The 18,705-nt window shown below is 36.3% G+C and carries 17 protein-coding genes; 4 read left to right on the plus strand and 13 right to left on the minus strand.

Annotated elements, in window-relative coordinates; translation table 11 throughout:
- Nucleotides 1-2: 2 nt before the first annotated feature.
- The 5 genes from AAKU52_RS13835 to AAKU52_RS13855 form a co-directional block, all read right to left on the minus strand.
- A complete protein-coding gene (locus AAKU52_RS13835) occupies nucleotides 3-707 on the minus strand; it encodes a phosphoadenylyl-sulfate reductase (RefSeq protein WP_354334496.1) in 705 nt (234 codons plus the stop codon).
- 14 nt (nucleotides 708-721) lie between these two features.
- Entirely contained in the window at nucleotides 722-1,429 is a 708-nt protein-coding gene (locus tag AAKU52_RS13840) for a precorrin-2 dehydrogenase/sirohydrochlorin ferrochelatase family protein (protein ID WP_354334498.1), read from the minus strand.
- Nucleotides 1,430-1,437: 8 nt separating this feature from the next.
- On the minus strand, nucleotides 1,438-2,235 hold the full coding sequence (gene cobA, locus AAKU52_RS13845; RefSeq protein ID WP_354334500.1) for a uroporphyrinogen-III C-methyltransferase: 798 nt from the start codon (nucleotides 2,233-2,235) through the stop codon (nucleotides 1,438-1,440).
- A complete protein-coding gene (locus AAKU52_RS13850) occupies nucleotides 2,232-4,325 on the minus strand; it encodes a ferredoxin-like domain-containing protein (RefSeq protein ID WP_354334502.1) in 2,094 nt (697 codons plus the stop codon). Before AAKU52_RS13850 ends, cobA begins: the two co-directional genes overlap by 4 nt.
- Before the next feature lie 233 nt (nucleotides 4,326-4,558).
- A complete protein-coding gene (locus AAKU52_RS13855; protein WP_354334504.1) occupies nucleotides 4,559-5,404 on the minus strand; it encodes an alpha/beta hydrolase in 846 nt (281 codons plus the stop codon).
- Nucleotides 5,405-5,581: 177 nt separating this feature from the next.
- Between AAKU52_RS13855 and AAKU52_RS13860 the strand changes: the two genes are divergently transcribed.
- Genes AAKU52_RS13860 through AAKU52_RS13870 form a run of 3 tightly spaced genes read left to right on the plus strand, consistent with a single transcriptional unit; the run spans nucleotide 5,582 to nucleotide 8,023 of the window.
- Entirely contained in the window at nucleotides 5,582-6,406 is an 825-nt protein-coding gene (locus tag AAKU52_RS13860) for a hypothetical protein (RefSeq protein WP_354334506.1), read from the plus strand.
- 59 nt (nucleotides 6,407-6,465) lie between these two features.
- Nucleotides 6,466-7,380 (plus strand): UbiA prenyltransferase family protein, encoded by a 915-nt coding sequence (locus AAKU52_RS13865; RefSeq protein WP_354334508.1) that lies wholly within the window; start codon nucleotides 6,466-6,468, stop codon nucleotides 7,378-7,380.
- Between the two features lie 13 nt (nucleotides 7,381-7,393).
- The gene (locus tag AAKU52_RS13870) at nucleotides 7,394-8,023 is read left to right on the plus strand and encodes a class I SAM-dependent methyltransferase (RefSeq protein ID WP_354334510.1); all 630 of its coding nucleotides are present in this window, start codon (nucleotides 7,394-7,396) and stop codon (nucleotides 8,021-8,023) included.
- A gap of 104 nt (nucleotides 8,024-8,127) precedes the next feature.
- Here the strand turns inward: AAKU52_RS13870 and AAKU52_RS13875 are convergent, their stop codons facing one another.
- From AAKU52_RS13875 to AAKU52_RS13910, 8 genes are read right to left on the minus strand one after another with little or no spacing between them, the layout of a single operon-like run.
- Nucleotides 8,128-9,501, minus strand: a complete 1,374-nt coding sequence (locus AAKU52_RS13875; protein ID WP_354334512.1) for an MFS transporter — start codon at nucleotides 9,499-9,501, stop codon at nucleotides 8,128-8,130.
- Between the two features lie 39 nt (nucleotides 9,502-9,540).
- Nucleotides 9,541-10,200, minus strand: coding sequence for a bifunctional 4-hydroxy-2-oxoglutarate aldolase/2-dehydro-3-deoxy-phosphogluconate aldolase (locus AAKU52_RS13880; protein WP_354334514.1), 660 nt, complete (start codon nucleotides 10,198-10,200; stop codon nucleotides 9,541-9,543).
- Entirely contained in the window at nucleotides 10,190-11,209 is a 1,020-nt protein-coding gene (locus AAKU52_RS13885) for a PfkB family carbohydrate kinase (RefSeq protein ID WP_354334516.1), read from the minus strand. Before AAKU52_RS13885 ends, AAKU52_RS13880 begins: the two co-directional genes overlap by 11 nt.
- A gap of 1 nt (nucleotide 11,210) precedes the next feature.
- Nucleotides 11,211-12,611 carry a glucuronate isomerase gene (uxaC, locus tag AAKU52_RS13890; RefSeq protein WP_354334518.1) on the minus strand — a complete coding sequence of 467 codons (1,401 nt, stop codon included), beginning with the start codon at nucleotides 12,609-12,611 and terminating at the stop codon, nucleotides 11,211-11,213.
- Nucleotides 12,612-12,630: 19 nt separating this feature from the next.
- Nucleotides 12,631-13,446 (minus strand): SDR family oxidoreductase, encoded by an 816-nt coding sequence (locus tag AAKU52_RS13895; RefSeq protein ID WP_354334520.1) that lies wholly within the window; start codon nucleotides 13,444-13,446, stop codon nucleotides 12,631-12,633.
- Nucleotides 13,446-14,285 (minus strand): 5-dehydro-4-deoxy-D-glucuronate isomerase, encoded by an 840-nt coding sequence (gene kduI / locus AAKU52_RS13900; RefSeq protein ID WP_354334522.1) that lies wholly within the window; start codon nucleotides 14,283-14,285, stop codon nucleotides 13,446-13,448. The genes AAKU52_RS13895 and kduI overlap by 1 nt, the downstream gene beginning before the upstream one ends.
- A gap of 22 nt (nucleotides 14,286-14,307) precedes the next feature.
- A complete protein-coding gene (locus AAKU52_RS13905; RefSeq protein WP_354334532.1) occupies nucleotides 14,308-15,960 on the minus strand; it encodes a UxaA family hydrolase in 1,653 nt (550 codons plus the stop codon).
- 15 nt (nucleotides 15,961-15,975) lie between these two features.
- Nucleotides 15,976-17,478 (minus strand): tagaturonate reductase, encoded by a 1,503-nt coding sequence (locus AAKU52_RS13910; RefSeq protein WP_354334525.1) that lies wholly within the window; start codon nucleotides 17,476-17,478, stop codon nucleotides 15,976-15,978.
- Between the two features lie 316 nt (nucleotides 17,479-17,794).
- Here AAKU52_RS13910 and AAKU52_RS13915 point away from each other — a divergent pair, with 316 nt between their 5' ends.
- Nucleotides 17,795-18,376 (plus strand): YceI family protein, encoded by a 582-nt coding sequence (locus tag AAKU52_RS13915; RefSeq protein WP_354334528.1) that lies wholly within the window; start codon nucleotides 17,795-17,797, stop codon nucleotides 18,374-18,376.
- Nucleotides 18,377-18,705: the final 329 nt, after the last annotated feature.

The raw sequence follows: 18,705 nt of genomic DNA on the forward strand, positions 1-18,705 counted from the left end.
TGTTATTTTGTGGCGTGTAAGCCACATTCCTTCTTTGATTGATCTTCCCACCACCATCTTCCTGCTCTGAAATCTTCACCTCCGGCAACGGCGCGGGTACAGGGCAAACAACCTATGCTTGGAAAACCTTTATCGTGAAGGGTGTTATATACTACATTATTTTCTTTAATATAATCTTTAACCTGATCTAGACTCCAATTAAATAACGGATGAAATTTTAACAATTGATTTTGTTCATCCCATTCAAGATTCGTCATGTCATTGCGGTTTAAAGATTGTTCAGCACGAATACCGGTTACCCAAATCTTCTTCCCTTTTAAAGCACGTTTTAAAGGTTCAATTTTTCTAATCTGACAGCATTCTTTCCTGTTTTCTACGGATTCATAAAAACTATTTGGACCTTTTTGCTTTATCATTTCCTGTAAGGCTTCTGTTTGAGGAAAATAAGCCCTTATAGGTTGTTGATAATTTTCAAGTGTGCGGTTCCATACATAATAGGTTTCCGGAAATAATCTTCCTGTTTCCAGCGTAAAGACATCAATTGGAATCTTGTTTTTAAAAATCAAATCTGTTATTACCTGATCCTCCCACCCAAAGCTAGTGGAGAAAGTAACCAAGCCAGGATGTTGATTTGCAAAATAGTGCAATACTTCTACTGTATCCAGATCCTTTATTTTATCTTTAATTTCAGTTAAATGCGCATTCATTCGATTAAATATTTTTAAATTAAACTAAAAATAAAGCACAAACTTACCAGAGTAAGGAGGATGCCCAAACTTAGCATGACATATTTTACAGTTATTTTAGCCTTAATATTTGCAACTATACGTTCTGCAAGAGGGTGGTTCTGCTCATTATCCACTAGAATAGAGGTAACTTGATTTAGCCTTATAACCTTATCGGTAAAATCTCCTTCCAATCTATTTCTAAGTTTAGACATTTGCTGAAGGCTGGTATTTATTTCTTCGGGCAAACTTTCATTTAAAATTTCTTTTAACCGTTTTGCTATTGTAGGCGATTTTCCATTAGTTGATATCCCAATTTTTAAATCTCCTTTTTTCACAATAGACCCCAAATAGAAATCACACAATGCTGGTTTATCAGCAAAGTTAGCCAACAATTTTTTCTTTTTAGCAAACGTCCTGATTTGTTCATTAAGCTCATCATTATTGGTTGCAGCAAACACCAGATCAATATCATCTAGGTCTTCTTCATGAAATGCCTTTTGGTATATCACGACATTTAAAGAACGATTTGCCAACTCACTTACTTCAGGCAAAACCTTCAACGCAACAATAGTTATTTTGGCTCTAGGACTATTAGTTATTAAAGCAGTTAACTTTTCTAAACCAACAGGCCCTGCACCCACCAATAATGTATGCAGCGTATTTAGCTTTATAAAAACCGGAAATAATTCGTTGCCTTCCAATTGCTATATTATTGTTGTTCTTCCTGTAAAGCCCGATAAAAATTTTTAATCGGCTGGAAGGACGGGTGTAGAGAAACAACTTCACCAAAGATGAGTAATGCAGGAGCTTTTAAACCTTTTTCCACCACCAATTCTTCAATGGTATCTACTATGCCTACTGCTATTTTTTCATTTTCTGTAGAACCACTTTGTATTGCCGCCACAGGTAGTTTATTTTTCCCCTCATTCTGAAATAATTTCACAATTTCAGCTAATTTATTAAGCCCCATTAAAACCACTACCGTAGCCTTCGTTCTTACTGCTTCATATAAGTCGTTAGACATCTCGCCTGAAGCTGTTGTTCCGGTAACTACCCAAAAACTTTCGCTCATTCCACGGTGTGTAACAGGTATTTGTTGCAAACCAGGAACAGAAATAGAGCTAGACAATCCAGGTATTACCTGGGTAGGGATGTTGTAGTTTAATGCAAAATCCAGTTCTTCATAACCTCTTCCAAAAACAAAGGGATCGCCACCTTTTAAACGAACAACATGTCCATAATTCAAAGCGTAATCAACCATTAACTTGTTTACCATATTCTGGGAAAAAGAATGTGCTCCAGATCTTTTTCCTACGAATATTTTTATAGCCTCGGGATTAGCATATCCCAATAATGCCTCATTCACAAGGGCGTCATATAAAATAACATCAGCTGATTTTAATGCATTTGCACCTTTCATCGTAATTAGCTCAGGATCACCAGGTCCAGCGCCAACTAATGTTATTTTAGGCTCTTTCAACCCTAGTTTTGTGTTTGTTAGTATCATAATTGAAACGCCGCCTCCCTTTTAGTTTTAATATCATTATAGAAGTTTTCTGCAGTATTTAAATAAGATGCTGCAAAGCTTTCTGTAGGTTCATTTTTATTGATTTGCAATACAAGGTCATTGAAACTGCTCTTAAGGTCTACTTCTCCTGAAACCACATATTGGGCATCAAATTCACGAATAACCCCCGCCTGTGTACTACAGCTTACGCCCTTATCCAACAACATTGCTTTAGCTGTATTTACTAAAACACTATAAGAATGGTAGATCGAATCTGCCCAGGCTCCAGCTTGAAAAGAAGCTTTAGCCCAATTTAGTTTTTCCTCTCCTTCTAATAACAACGTAGCTACCAAATCAATGATTACGCCAGCACATTCGCCAACGCCAATAGCGGTTTGAAAAGTTTCTTCATGACCCCAGTCTATATATTCTTCATCCTTAAGAGTAGTTAAATCAGCCAATGGCTTTAGCAACTGATAAAAGTAGTCTTTACCATGGCGATCATAATAACTATGGAAAGTTTCTTCTGGCAGAGCATTTACGTTATAATCATTTAAAATCGCCCTTAAAACTCCTGATGCACGTTTTGAGGGTATTTTTATCACCTTTTCTGCAACCCTGCCCAGTCCATCACCAACCGTACCACCACCTAATAAAACCTGTACCGCCGGTACAACTTTACCATTGGCTTTTACTGAACTTCCATGGAAACCGATATGCGCCAAACCATGCTGCCCGCATGAATTCATACAGCCGCTTATCTTAATTTTAATATCTTTATTGAAAATTAAATTAGGGTATTCTTCATAAACAACTTCTTCCAGTTTTGCTGCCAGAGACATGCTGTTAGAAATCCCAAGGTTACAAGTATCTGTTCCAGGACAGGTGGTTACATCGGCCAAACTATCAAATCCAGTTGCAGCGAAGCCAATGGATAATAAGTTTTTATATAAGGAAGGCAAAGCCTCTTTTCTAACAAACTTCAACAGTAAACCCTGGTTTTGTGTAACACGAATTTCATCAGCAGCATAAAGATGTATGGCTTCCACCAAATCCCTGGATTTGAAAGTCCTGATATCTCCTACAGTAACTTTAAGGTACACCCCATAAAAACCCTTTTGTTTTTGCTCAAAAACGTTAGTTGCCAACCAATGCTGAAAACCTAAAGTTTCTTCTAACCCAGTTTCTTCATAAGATAATAATGCTGGTGGAAGTGGCAAAGGAACTGCATCTCTGTCAATAATAAAACTTTTAGATTTATTAGCGACACGCTCTTCTTCTACCAATCTCAGAACTTCTTCTAATCCAAGTTTTTGAACCAAATATTTTAAGCGTGCTTTATTTCTATTGCTTCTTTCACCATGACGATCAAACACCCTCAAAACTGACTCTGAGTATGGTATAAGCTGATCTTCTGGGAGAAATTCATGTACTGCCTGTGCAAGAAAAGGCTGAGCTCCTAAGCCACCTGCAAACATCACTTTAAATCCGCGTTCTCCTTGTTCGTTTATTTTAGGAATAAAGCCTAAATCATGAATATAACTGAACGCCGTATCCTTATCGGTAGCAGAAAATGAAAACTTAATTTTTCTTCCCATTTCCTGACAAATTGGGTTGCGTAAGAAATAAGCAAAAACAGCATGTGCATATGGAGAAACATCAAATAGCTCATCTGGATTTATTCCTGCATCAGGAGATGAGGATACATTTCTAACGGTATTGCCACAGGCTTCCCGAATCGTAACATCCTCCCGTTCCAGTTGATCCCATAATTCGGGTGTGCGATCCAGGTTTACATAATGGATCTGTATATCCTGACGAGTAGTTAAGTGCAAATTTCCACTGCCATATTCATCTGCCACATCTGTTATCCTCAAAAGCTGTCGGAAAGTCACCTTTCCAAATGGCAATTTAATACGAATCATCTGTACACCAGGTTGTCGCTGACCATAGATGCCACGTGCAAGTCGCAGGCTTCTAAACTTTTCATCATGGATTTCACCTTCTCTGAAAAGACGGATTTTCTTTTCAAGATCTATGATGTCTTGTTCTACTATTGGATTTTCAAGTTCGGTTCTAAAACTTTGCATTTTACTTATTTTTTTGATTAAAAAAAAACCTCTTCGTTTTTAAGACTGAAGAAGTTTTATAAATATTTACCCCATAACAGTCTAAGCATCGCTTTTACAGCAAAGAGGCATCATATAATTTCTAATCGGGTTTATGTTGTTCATCCTTACAAATATATAAAGTATATAGGATATATAGTCTTTGTATAGCTATTTATTTTTAATAAAACTACTAACAACTGTATATCAATAGGTTAAATACTTTTAGCGTTGAAAAAACTATTAAAAAAAAGCAATTGATAAGCAATAGCATTAGACCAATAGCTCCAATTATGTGCACCTGGCCTAACTATAAAGTCATGGGGAATATTATTATAAAGTAGCTTCTCATGAAACGCTTTATTAACCTGGTAAAAGAAATCATCTTTTCCGCAATCAATAATTAAGGCTAATTGATGGGTTGAAAGCAGTGGTGTTAATTCTATTACACTATTATCTTTCCACCTTTCAGGGAATTTTTCCATAGGGCCTAATCTTTTGGAAATTTCCCAGTTTGCAGGAAATGGACGCAGGTCTAATCCCCCGCTCATGCTTCCCGCAGCGCAGAAAACATCCTGGTGCTTTATGGCAATGGAGAGCGCCCCATGTCCACCCATACTCAAACCCGTAATTGCCCTATTATTGTTATTAGCAATAGTTCTGTAATGCTGGTCCATCCAATTCACTAATTCCTTTGCAACGTAAGTTTCGTATTTCCATTTAGCATCTTCCGGACTATCCAAATACCAACTTGAACTACCATCTGCACAAACAATGATTAAATGATATAGATCTGCAAAGTCTTTAATAGCTGGTATTTTTTGAATGAAATCAGCATAATCACCACCATAACCGTGTAATAAATAGACTGTGGAAAACCGTTCCTGTTTACCATAATTATCGGGCAAAATCACTACGGCTTTGATATTTTTATTCATTGCTTTACTGAAAGTATTTACAGTATCTACTTTTGCTGCCGATACATTTATCAGTATAGAACTTAAATAAAGAACAAATAGCGCTTTGAAAACGTAAGCATTTTTTTTTAATAAGAAATCCATTAAATGATGGGGTTTAGGTAGTCATTACCGTTAAAAACATAAATATAGTAATGAAAATACAACTATTAACAAACCTTGGCTTAATTCACAAAAAGTACACATAGCTAACCATTTAATAAATAATATTTTTAATAAAATATATTAAACACAACTTTAGGGATATAAAAAGCACTAATTATGATAATCAAACTTAGAAATATGGCGTTATTTTTTATGCTTGTAACCATGGCATCAGGTTGCAGCAAATCTGAACCGATTGTAGCACCAGTTCCACCAGTAATTACTGAACCGGTAACGCCTCCCTCTTCCACACCAACTCCACCCCTTTCAAACGCTAAGTTGGTGCCGATAAAAATCGAATCCGTAAACGAAACTATTACCTTAAAATACCTAGGAAATACTGCTTTAATTACTTCCATTGAGGAAAATAGCAAAGGAAGAAAAGGAATTATAAATTATGACAATAACAAACTCATCAGCGGTTATGAAATATATGAGAACAATCAACTTATTTATTTTATAGATTATTGGAGGGATGTCAATCAAAGAATAAACAATGTAAATCAATTTAAAAACAAGGGTATACAATTTACCCCAACAGGATACTATACCCTTGAGTACAACAATTTAAACCAGCTCTCCATCATCAAATTCTATTCTTCTCAAAAACAATTATTAGGTTCAAAGTCTCTGAATTTTGATGCTGCTTCCAATATAATTAGCATCATTATAAATACTGGACAGGAGGAGAAAAGTGTTTTTACTTATGATGGGAAAAATGGTTTATTTAAAAATGTAGACAATGCACGCTTGATTTCTTTAGAATTTAACCATAAACTGTTCAACTCTTTGGTTAATAACCTAATTACTAAGACAGGAACATTTGCTAATCAAGACTTTAACTGCACCTATGAGTACAACTCAGATTCCTTCCCGAGCCAAATCACCTTACATGAAGCTAATATTAAAACTATTTTTAAAATAACTTACAAAACACTTTAGCATTCCATACCACATTATAATCGTAGGTTTGTTCCAACAGTTTATTACAAACCTTACTGATGGGATTAAGGCTAATAAAATTTATATTTTTTGGGAATTACTTCATCGGTTTAATAGCAATCGCCTTAACTATAGAATCTACGGTTCAACTTAACTTGCCTTTTAATTCCTTATCATACTATATTTTAATTGGCCTTTCGCCCATTGTCTATTATACTTATGCCTATATGGGCGTAAATAAGCTTACCAAAACAAATAATCCCAGAACACTATGGTATATTGAAAAGGCGGAATTTATCAAAAAAAGCCAGAGAGTATTAACTGTTATTAGCCTAACTACTTTTTTATACATCATACTAAACAATGTTTCCTCCATTCTCCACTTGCCTTTTCCTTATTGGATTGCTGTATTTCTTCTCCTTTTAGCTGCCCTTCTTTATTACGGACTCCTTCCATCTTATTTTTTCAACCTAAATCTTAGAAATACTGGATGGCTCAAGCCTTTTATTATTGGTTTTGTTTGGGCTTGTACCGCTAACATCTTACCACTTATTGTACTCAAAATTGAAACCGGAATAAATGTTTCAGGAAGTGCCCTATGGATTTGGCTATTTGTTAAAAACTGGATGTTCTGTACAGTGAACGCAATTATGTTCGACATGAAAGATTACGCCATTGATGCTAATAAAGAATTGAAAACTATTGTTGTAAGAATGGGTTTAAGAAAAACAATTTTTAAAGTGCTCATTCCTTTGTTGGGTATAGGCATGAGCTCCTTATTAATTTTCACAACCTTAGCACATTTTAAAACCCTAACGATTATTTTTAATTTTATTCCTTTTGTGCTAACGCTTATTGTAGCTTATTCCTTGAATAAAAGAAAAAAAATATTATTTTATCTTATTATAATTGACGGTCTAATTTTGGTGAAAGCCCTCTGTGGTATTGCCGGAGCCTTACTTCATCCTCATTAAGTGACAATAATATATGCTCAATAACTATGATAAAATTGCCAGGTACTACGATTTTTTGAGTCGTATCGTTTTTTTAAACACTCAAGTAAAGGCCCAAACTATACAGCTTTCGGATATACCTCCATATAGTAAGCTATTAATTGCAGGAGGTGGAAGTGGTTGGATTTTAGAAGAACTTTCCAAACTTCAACCAAAAAACTTATCTATCACCTATATAGAAATCTCTACTGAAATGATCAATTTGGCAAAAAGAAGGAACATCAGGCATAATAAAATAGAATTTATTAATGGTGCTTTAGAAACATTTGTAACTAACCAAAAATACGATGTTATCCATACAGCTTTCTTTTTTGATAATTTCGCTAAAGATAGGGTGGATTTTGTTTTTCGTAAATTAAACGACCTTTTAAGGCCTGGAGGATTATGGTTATATTCTGATTTCTCCTACCAACATCAAACCGATAAAAAGTGGAAAGGCATTTTTTTAAAATTGATGTATCTATTTTTTAATAAAATCGCAAACGTTGAAGCTACTGAACTTATTGACACGTCTGTGAATTTTGAGCGTGCAGCCTATAAAAAATTAAAGGAAAGGGAATACTACCTAAAATTTATTAAAGCGATCATCTACATAAAACAGTAAAAAAAGAAAGGCCAATTATAAAATTAATTCCTTAGCTTTTATAATTGACCTCCTTAAATTATTTAAAATAACAAGTTGCTGTTGCAGAACTTGCTTTTTAGTACTTACAAATTTGTAATTGGCTTATAATTAGGGACTAATGTCTTCATCACCATCCAGGCTAATAAATAAGCTACAGCACAAATAGCAAACATAATAGTATAGCCAGTTTGAATATGCCCTAAAGCCTTGTAATGATCAAAAAGAGCACCACCTAGCTTTGAAATAACCACACCACCTAAGCCACCAGCCATACCACCAATACCAATTACAGAACCAATAGCTTTCTGAGGAAACATATCTGAAACAGTGGTAAATATATTAGCCGACCAGGCCTGGTGTGCTGAAGCACCGATTCCAATTAAAACAACAGGAATCCAAACCGTAAGATGTCCTAGAGGTTGTGCAAGTAATACTACTAGTGGGAAAAGTGCAATAATTAACATCGCTTTCATTCTTCCATCGTAGGCCGTATAGCCTTTATTCATAAAATACATCGGAAACCAACCACCCCCAACACTTCCTATCATTGTCATGCTGTATAATACAGCCAATGGAAGCATAATCTCGGTATTGTCCAATCCATATTGGACATGTAAATAAGAAGGTAGCCAAAACAAGAAGAACCACCACACCCCATCGGTCATAAATTTCCCAAAGGTAAATGCCCAGGTTTGTCTATATTTAAAAAGCTTTGCCCACGACACTTTTTCTGTCTTAGCATGTGGATTGGAAGGAACATTGTTCACTTCATCAGGGTCATTTGTAATATAGGCTAATTCTGCTGCCGACAAGCGTTTTTGTTTGGCAGGTATTTCATAGAAAATAAACCATAAAATAAGCCATAAAAAACCTACGGCACCAATAATGACAAATGAAGACTCCCATCCGTAATGAAAAGCGATCCAGGGAACGGTTAATGGGGCTAATACAGCACCAACATTAGCCCCAGAATTGAATATTCCCGTTGCCAGTGAACGCTCTTTTTTCGGGAAATATTCTGCAGTCGCTTTAATTGCTGCAGGAAAGTTTCCTGCTTCTCCAATGGCTAATACAGCCCTAGATAATATAAAGCCTAACACTGAAAAAGATACGCCTGTTATGCCTACAATACCTAATAAAGATACCATACCATGGCCAAGAGGAATTGCTTTAGCGTGCAAAATAGCGCCTAAAGACCATATAATAATGGCCACTGCGTAGCCCCATTTTGTACCCATCTTATCTACAATCCGGCCAGCAAAGAGCATAGATAATGCATATACAAACTGAAAAGCAGCAGTAATATTTGCATAATCCGAGTTAGTCCAATTAAACTCCGCTTCTAATTGAGTATGTAACAGGCTTAGGACTTGCCGGTCAAGATAATTTACAGTAGTGGCAAAAAACAACAGGGCACAGATCGTCCAGCGGTATTTGGTTATTTTGGTCTCGTTCATTGATAATTTATTTTTGGTTAGTCAGTTGATTTAAGATCGTTATCTTGTAATCCTCACCATATCTATGGTCTTTTTGGTGAGGGAAGCCAATTCTTCATAATTTTTTGTTTCCATAATATCTTTGCTAATAAGTTTACTCCCCATACCTACAGCACATACGCCAGATTTAAACCATTTAGTCATATTCTGCTCTTCTATTTCAACACCTCCTGTTGGAATAAACAACTGCCCGGGAAATAAATCCTTAATAGCTGTTAAATAAGATGGCCCCAGTATATTTGCTGGAAAAAGTTTAATCAACCCCGCCTTATGTTGGTGTGCAATATTAATCTCCGTTGGTGTAAAACAACCGGGAATCCATAACAAACCAGCATCATGAGTCATTTTACCAACTTCAGGATCCACTACCGGACAAACTATAAAATGCGCCCCGGCAGCTAAAAAATTCTTTACTTCGCTGGTGTTTTTTATCGTTCCGATTCCCAAATGAAGATCTTTCATTTCAGCTTCTACTTCCTTAATCAGGAACCTGAAATTTTCCAGTGCCTCTTTGCCTCGGTTGGTATACTCTAATACCCGAATACCAGATTTATATAAAGTTCTGATAATATCAAGACTTACCGTGGCATCTTCATAAAAGAACAAGGGCAATAAACCTTGATCCGTTATTGCTTTTAAAGAACTTTCTTTAGTTTTCATATTTTTCTACCCTCTCTTTAATCTCTTCTGGTTTTAATGTTGTAGCATCACTGGCAATAAATAGTTTTGAAAATCCTGCTGCAGTAGCAAAATCAACCACTTCTTCCGGTTCCTTTTTTAAAGAAAAGCCATAAATTAATCCGGCCATGTAGCAATCACCACTTCCTACTTTATCAAGAATTTTAGGAGCATAATATTGTTTAGAGACAAACAATTTATTTGCTGTAAATAAGGTTGAATAATATTTAACTCCCTGCAGATGATCAAAACGGAATGTATTGGCTACTGCTTTACATTTTATGAACTTTTCTTTGATCATTTTTGAGCTTTGTTCTGCCTGTTCTAAATAGGCTGATTTGTCAGCTTTCACCGATAAATTCTCAGCAACTGGAATCCCCAACATTTTTTCTGCAGCCCAAACATTCCCCATTACCACATCGCAATATTTAACAAGTTCTGGCATGATCTCTATTGGCTCCTTACCGTATTTCCATAATTTTTCGCGATAATTTAAATCAATAGAAATTGTAATATTTCTGGAAGAAGCTTCTTTTAAAGCCTCTTCACAAAGTTCAGCTGTCGCCTGGCTTAAAGCCGGGCATATCGCACTAAAATGGAACCAGGAAACATCCTTAAAAGCTTTATCCCAATCAATTACCCCTTTTTTTAAAGTTGCAAATGATGAATTTGCTCTATCATATATTACCCCGGCATTTTTAAGGTCTTTGCCTTTGTGTAAATAATATAACCCAATCCTATCACCCTGGTATTGAATGGAGGAAGTATCAATTCCCAAATCATTTACATAAGCAACCACCTGATCTGTTAATAAATTCTTCGGCAATGAAGTCATATAAGCAGATGGAATTCCCCATAATGACAATGCGGTAGCAACATTTAGCTCTGCCCCACCAACAAAAAAAGGTAAACTATTTTCTTTTAACCAGTCACCAGCCGGATCTGGACAAATCCTGAGCAGTAACTCCCCAAAGTTTAATACTTTCCCCATCTTAAAATTTAAAATATTCCTTTGCATTAAAATAACAAATATCTTTCACTACCTGCCCTAACCACTCGGTGTCGTCAGGTAACTCTCCATTTTCAACATCTTCTCCCAGCAAATTACAAAGTAGCCTTCTGAAATATTCATGACGCGGGAAAGAAAGGAAACTTCTCGAGTCGGTTAACATACCTACAAACTTGCTTAAAAGCCCCATATTTGAAAGTGCATTCATCTGACGGATCATTCCTTCTTTTTGATCCATGAACCACCAGGCCGAGCCATATTGCATCTTACCTGCAATAGAACCATCATTGAAATTGCCAATCATTGTGGCCATCAATTCATTATCTGCAGGATTTAGATTATACAAAATAGTCTTTGTAAGCTGATTACTGCTATCTAGTCTATTAAAAAACTTCGACAACATTGGTCCTTGCTGAAAATCACCCATAGAATCCCATCCTGTATCCGGACCAAGACTTTCCAGTAATCGAGAATTATTATTTCTTAAAGCTCCCAAATGGTATTGCTGTACCCAATTTTTTTCATGATCCCAAACCGAAAAATGATAAAGCATTGCAGATTTAAACTGTAAAACTTCTACTTCACTCAGCGTCTTTGCAGTAATAATGTTATCAAAAATCAAAGCAACCTCTTCATCCGTATAATTTTCAGCATACATCTGTTCCAGCCCATGATCTGAAATTACACAACCATTTGCAGCAAAATAATCGTGTCTGCTTTTCATAGCATTCAAATACGAGTCAAAGTCGGTAATAGCAATGCCAGAAACTTCTTCAAGCTTAGTGATATAAGCAACAAGTGCCGGCAAATCATCAGCCTGCATGGCTTTGTCAGGTCTGAAAGCGGGTAGAACTTTAACTTCAAAACCCTCTTTTTTTATTTGTTGATGATGTGCCAAATTATCCAGAGGGTCATCTGTGGTTGCCACAACTTCAACTTTCATTTTACGTAATAAATTTCGAACCGAATATTCAGGAGTTTGAAGTTTTGCCGTACATTCATCATAAATTTTTCTGGCGGTTGCCGGAGACAAGATATCATAGACATCAAAATATCGCTGTAATTCAAGATGTGTCCAATGATACAATGGATTACGTAAAGTATAGGGCACAGTTTCAGCCCATTTCTCAAACTTCTCCCAATCACTCTTATTTCCAGTAATATATTCTTCAGGAATTCCGTTAGCACGCATCGCACGCCATTTATAATGGTCGCCATACAACCAAACCTGTGTAAGGTTTTCAAAGTTAAGGTCTGCGGCAATTTGATCAGGCGACAAATGACAGTGGTAGTCGATCACTGGCATATCTTTGGCATATTGATGATAAAGGATTTCCGCTGTTTTATTTGTCAATAAGAAATTTTCGTCTATGAATTTTTTCACGTATTATTGTTTTATTTGATTAAACACCTCCAAAAACGGAGAAACCGCCATCCACACAAATCATTGCACCAGTTACAAACTTTGAAGCATCACTTAAGAGCCATACCAAAGCACCCTTTAATTCATCAGGATCGCCAAAACGCTTAAATGGTGTCTGTCTGATCACCAGGCCTCCTCTTTCAGTATAACCTCCATCAGGTAGCGTTAACAAATTGCGATTTTGTTCGGTAAGAAAGAATCCCGGAGCAATCGCATTCATTCTGATTTTATCACCATAACGATTGGCCAATTCTACAGCAAACCATTGATTATAATAATCAACACCTGCTTTACCCATATTATATCCTAAAACTTTAGTAATTGCTCTTTTTGAATTCATGGAAGAAATATTCACTATACTACCCTTACCAGTAGCAGCGATAGCTCCGCCAAAAACCTGTGTAGGAATAATAGTACCCCATAAATTCAGGTCCATTACTTTTTTCATTCCTTCCAGGTTCATTTTAAAAATATCTTCCTGAGGATTGATAACGCCTTCAGGCTGGTTACCTCCTGCCGCATTGACCAAACCGTCAATTCTGCCAAACTTTTCAAGAATTTGAGTACGACAAGCAATGAGTTGATTTTCATCCATTACATCGGCAACTAAGGCTATAGCCTTACCCCCCGACTGATTAATGGCGTCGGCACGTTCGTTAGCTATCTTACTATTTCTGCCCAGAATACCTACTGTTGCTCCAGCTTCAACAATAGCATTCACAAAAGCACCACCTAAAATACCTGTGCCACCGGTTACAATAATAACCTTATCTTTCAATGAGAATAAATTTTCCATTATCGTATATCTTGAATTAAAACAGCGTCCATATCTGCATAATCAAGGTTTTCACCCCCCATACCCCAAATAAAACTGTAATTTTTAGTTCCACTACCAGAGTGAATGCTCCACGGTGGAGAAACTACGGCATCGTGGTTACCCATTAATATATGCCTTGTTTCCTGTGGCTCTCCCATAAAATGGAATACCCGTTGGTTCTCTTCTACATCAAAATAGAAATAAGCTTCCATTCTTCTGTCGTGCGTATGTGCTGGCATGGTATTCCAAACACTGCCATTAGCCAAAATAGTTAATCCCATTACAAGCTGACAACTTTGTATGCCTTCTTTATGAATATATTTAATAATTCTTCGTTCGTTAGCAGTCTCTAAACTACCCATCACCGAAGAAATTGCATCTTTACGTTCCAATAAGGTTACCGGGTGAGTAGTATGAGCAGGAGTAGATAAAAGGTAAAAAACCGCAGGCTGAGCGCTATCTAAACTTTTAAAATTAACTTCTTTAACACCCTTACCTATGTATAGCGCATCTAATTTATTTACAGTATACGATGCGCCGTCTGCCTCTATAATACCTGATCCACCAACATTAATGATCCCAAGTTCTCTTCTTTCCAGAAAAAAATCTGAGCGAAGGTTAGAGAAATTCGCTAAGTTAACAGTAGCGAATACCGGATGAACAAGACCGATAATCATTCTGTCGTAATGCGTATAAGCAAAATTAGCTTTATCTATTTCTTTTAAATCAGTTAATAAAAATTGCGTCCTGATTTTCTCTGTATTATAAGCTTTAAAATCATCCGGATGTACCGCATGTAATACTTTCATATCATTCATTTGTGTCTGTTTTTATTAATAATTATAATGATACCCCTCTTTTCCAGGGGATAAAATCATCTTGAATATGTTTCACGGCTTTAACTTGAATATTGCCACTAGCCACTTCAATTACGTAATTTAATATTCTTGCTCCAGCTTCTTGTATTGTTTCCGTTTTATCAATAATAGAACCGGTATCAATATCGATGATGTCGTTCATTTTATTGAAGAGAATCGTATTACTTGAAATCTTGATAACTGGTGCAATAGGATTTCCTGTTGGCGTTCCCAATCCGGTAGTAAATAAAACAACATTTGCCCCAGAACCAACTTCCGCAGTTGTAGATTCTACATCATTTCCTGGCGTACATAAAAGGTTCAATCCAGGTTTGCTTACTTTTTCGGGATAATCTAAAACCGCCACAACTGGTGACGTACCGCCTTTTTTTGCCGCCCCGGCAGATTTTATCGCATCAGTGATCAAGCCATCTTTGATATTTCCTGGTGAAGGGTTCATATCAAACCCTGATCCTGAAGCAGTTGCCCTCTTACTATAAGTCTTCATTAAAGCTACAAAGCGCTCTGCATCATACTTATTTACACAGCGGTTGGTCAGGTTTTGTTCTACACCACATAATTCTGGAAATTCTGCAAGAATAACTGATCCCCCTAAAGCAACCAATAAATCTGAAGTGTAGCCAATTGCCGGATTGGCAGAAATACCGGAAAACCCATCTGAGCCACCACATTCTAAGCCAATAATCAGCTTACTTAATGGAGCAGGCTTTCTAACAAGTGCATTTGCTTGTATCAAGCCGGCAAAAGTTTGTTTTATAGCTAGTGAAAGTATTTCAGCTTCCGTTCCTATATTTTGTTGATCCAGTACATATAAAGGCTTATTAAATGATGGATCTCTCTTGTTAATTTCTTCTGTTAAAATGCTAAGCTGTGCATTCTGACAGCCTAGACTTAAAATTGTTGCACCTGCAACATTTGGATGTGTGATATAGCCCGATATTAAGCCACACAATGTTTCTGAATCCTGACGGGTGCCGCCACATCCACCTGTATGGGTTAAGAATTTTATACCATCTACATTCGGAAATAATCGGTGTTGCTTTTCCCTGGTTTCTGCATGTGTTGTATGTGCATTTAAGATCTGGTCTACTCCTGCGCCTTTTTCATAAAGGGAGATTAATTCCCTCGCCTGCGACTGGTAAGTTTCATTCCTTCCATATCCAAGGTTATTTAATAAAGCCTCCTGAATGACAGCAACATTCCTATTTTCACAGAATACCATTGGAATAACCAACCAATAATTCGCTGTACCTACCTGACCATCGGCTCGGTGAAAACCATTAAAAGTGATGTTTTTCCATGCAACTACATCAGGCGCATTCCAACCAATTTTTTCATCACTAAGGTCGAAATCTGTCGATGCATGTATAATATTTTTTGTGGTCAGCAATGATCCTGCAGCTATAGTTGCCAAGGCTTTTCCAACTAATACCCCATACATGATGATTCTATCCCCAGCTTGCAAATCCACTATTGTAAACTTATGTTTAGCTGCTATATGATCTTGTAACGTATACGTTTCATTCTCATAAGAAACCACCTCTCCCTTGGATAGATCACTCAATGCAACTATGACATTGTCGCCAGGATGAACCTTTAATACGTTGAATTTCATCATTAATGGATCAATTTACACTAAAAAAGAAGAAAAGGCTTCTTTAATTTCGGTTTGTTTAATTTTATCATAATAGTCAGCTACTGCTACGGTAAACCCTGGAAGGCTTTTGAAATCCAGCCCCCAAAACTCAACATCCTCAAATACCTGGGTTAAATAATCTTTCTCAGTTACCGATGCGTGGAGCTTTTCATTAAAATAAGCTGCGCTATCATCGTTAATCAAATATTGTTGTTCATTGAAATGGCCATAATACTTTCCGTTTTTCTCCTCAGAGTTCATAAAAAGTAGGTATGCAGCAAAACCAAATGCAATGTACTTTGGCACAGTACGGTTTATTTTATAATAATTGATCAGCACCGGCAGAATCCTAAGCTTCATTTTCATCGTGTATTGAACCGTAATATTTATCCATTGATGTTCAATGTACGGATTGGCAAAGCGATCTAAAACAGTAGCTGTGAAGGCAAGCTTTTCGGTCTTTTCTATTGCATAAGGAATAGCTGGCCCTATTTCCTGAAGCATTAACGCTTTGATATAAGCCTGTAGTTTCTCATCTGCCATTCCATTTTTAACCGTACCTATTCCTGAAAGCACTGCAATACCACAACTTAAAGTATGTGTGCCATTTAGCAACCTTACTTTCAATTCTCTAAAGCGCTCAATATCATTTGTAATAACAACGCCAGTATCCGTCTGATTAAAAGACAATAGTGAAGCTACATTTTCACCTCCTTCTATTGCCCATAAAGCATATGGCTCAACCATAGAAAGCAGGTTATCCTGGTAGCCCAATTCCTTTTCTAAAGCATCCAATGTTGCCTGATCAGGTTTTCCAGGTACAATCCTGTCTACTAAAGAATTACAAAACTCAACATTTTTGTTCAACCAGGTCATAAAACCCGCTTCCAAATCATTAAAAACAGCTAATTCCCGAATAATAGCTTCCAACTTTTTACCATTGTCAGGTAAAAGTTCTGTTGGAATAACAACTAAGTTACCCTCAACACTATTTTCAAATTTCTGATATCTTTCAAACAGTACAGCCAGAAGTTTTGCAGGAAAAGAAACTGGAGGATTTTGAGTGATCAGCTCCTTCACCAAAACAATTCCAACTTCTGTTGTATTCGAAATAATGATTTTTAAATCTGGATTTTGTGCAAATTCAAGAATGGATTTCCAATTACTTTCTGCAGCAATAACCCTGCTGATAGCAGAACAAATAACGTTTTCTTCAACCGCTTCCCCATTAGCTATACCTCTCACACAGAGGGTGTACAAATTATCCTGGCGCTCAAAATCTGTTGTCCCACCATTACTTGTTGATTTAACAACAACAATACGACCATTAAAGACCCCATTCTTATTAGCTTTATCGATAAAAAAGTCTGGGAGACCACGAAGTAACACTCCTGTTCCAAATTGCAAAACCTTTTCTGGAAGGTTAAACATTGCCTTTTGGGGAATTACAACTTTACCTGTCTTTATATTTTCTAAGTTTCCTTTTGATAAGATCATTTAAACCTCTAATTTACATTTGGTCAAAAGCAATTCTACATATTATTAAAAACAATTAGCCACTTTAGTTGGTAATTATTTGCGCAATCGTTACCGGAAAAGTTGACTTATTATTGCTTACGCTCCGTTCCGCTTAAGCCATTCTGGGTATTTCTTTAAAAATAACTTAGCAGTATTTTTCTTTGTGCTATCCCTTCCCGAAAAAAAAGCTCATTGGTATCGATTTCATAAAAGGAATGGTTTTTTTTTGTTTTCTTATCCTATGTTAACTTCATTATATTTTATTTTAACTCTTTTTGTGAAAAATAATTAAAACATGAAAAAAGTAATTTTATTTGCGGTCGTTATTAGTACTGCCCTTTTCGCTTTCAAACCAGTTGCAGATTCAACTTGGGAAGTTGATAGTTCACATTCTAAACTAGGATTTGTGATCACACACTTAATGATCACTGATATTGAAGGTTCATTCAAAAATGTGGAATCTAAAATTACAGCATCAAAAGCTGATTTTTCTGATGCTGTTGTTACTTTAAGTGCTGATGTAAACTCTGTAAATACAGAAAATGAAAAAAGAGATGCACACTTAAGAGGTGTTGAATTTTTTGATGCAGCAAAATTTCCAAAATTAACTTTCAAAAGTACTTCTTTCAAAAAAGTAGTAGGGAATAAATATAAAGTAGCAGGGAATCTTACTTTCCATGGTGTTACAAAACCGGTGACTTTAGATGCTGTTTTAAAAGGTATCACCGTTAATCCGATGTCGAAAAAACCAACTGCTGGTTTCAAAGTTTCAGGAACGATCAAAAGATCTGATTTTGCTTTTGGAGGAAAATACCCATCAGCCATGTTGAGCGATGAAATTACACTAAACGCAAACACTGAATTTGTTAAAAACTAACTAACAACAACATACGTTAAGAGACCGTCTCATGAATCATGATGACGGTCTCTTTTTGGCTTATATTTTCTTTTAGTTTTCGTTTTACCTGTTGCGTACCTGATACGCACCTCATTCGGAGCTCGTAGCGACCTCGTACCGGACTGAAAGCGCTGGGAGCGAACCAAGTCCCTACAAGGCCCCAGTAAAGGGACTGCTATGTCTTTACCTAAGTAAAGTGAAACATAACTATTTAAGACCGTTGCAAAAGCAACAAGTCAGAATTATATTAACTTTTTGGATTTTTTGTTTTTTTAGTTTTGGGTTTTTTCGACCAAAAGTGTCGAATT

Source organism: Pedobacter sp. CG_S7 (assembly GCF_040544395.1).
Lineage (GTDB): Bacteria > Bacteroidota > Bacteroidia > Sphingobacteriales > Sphingobacteriaceae > Pedobacter.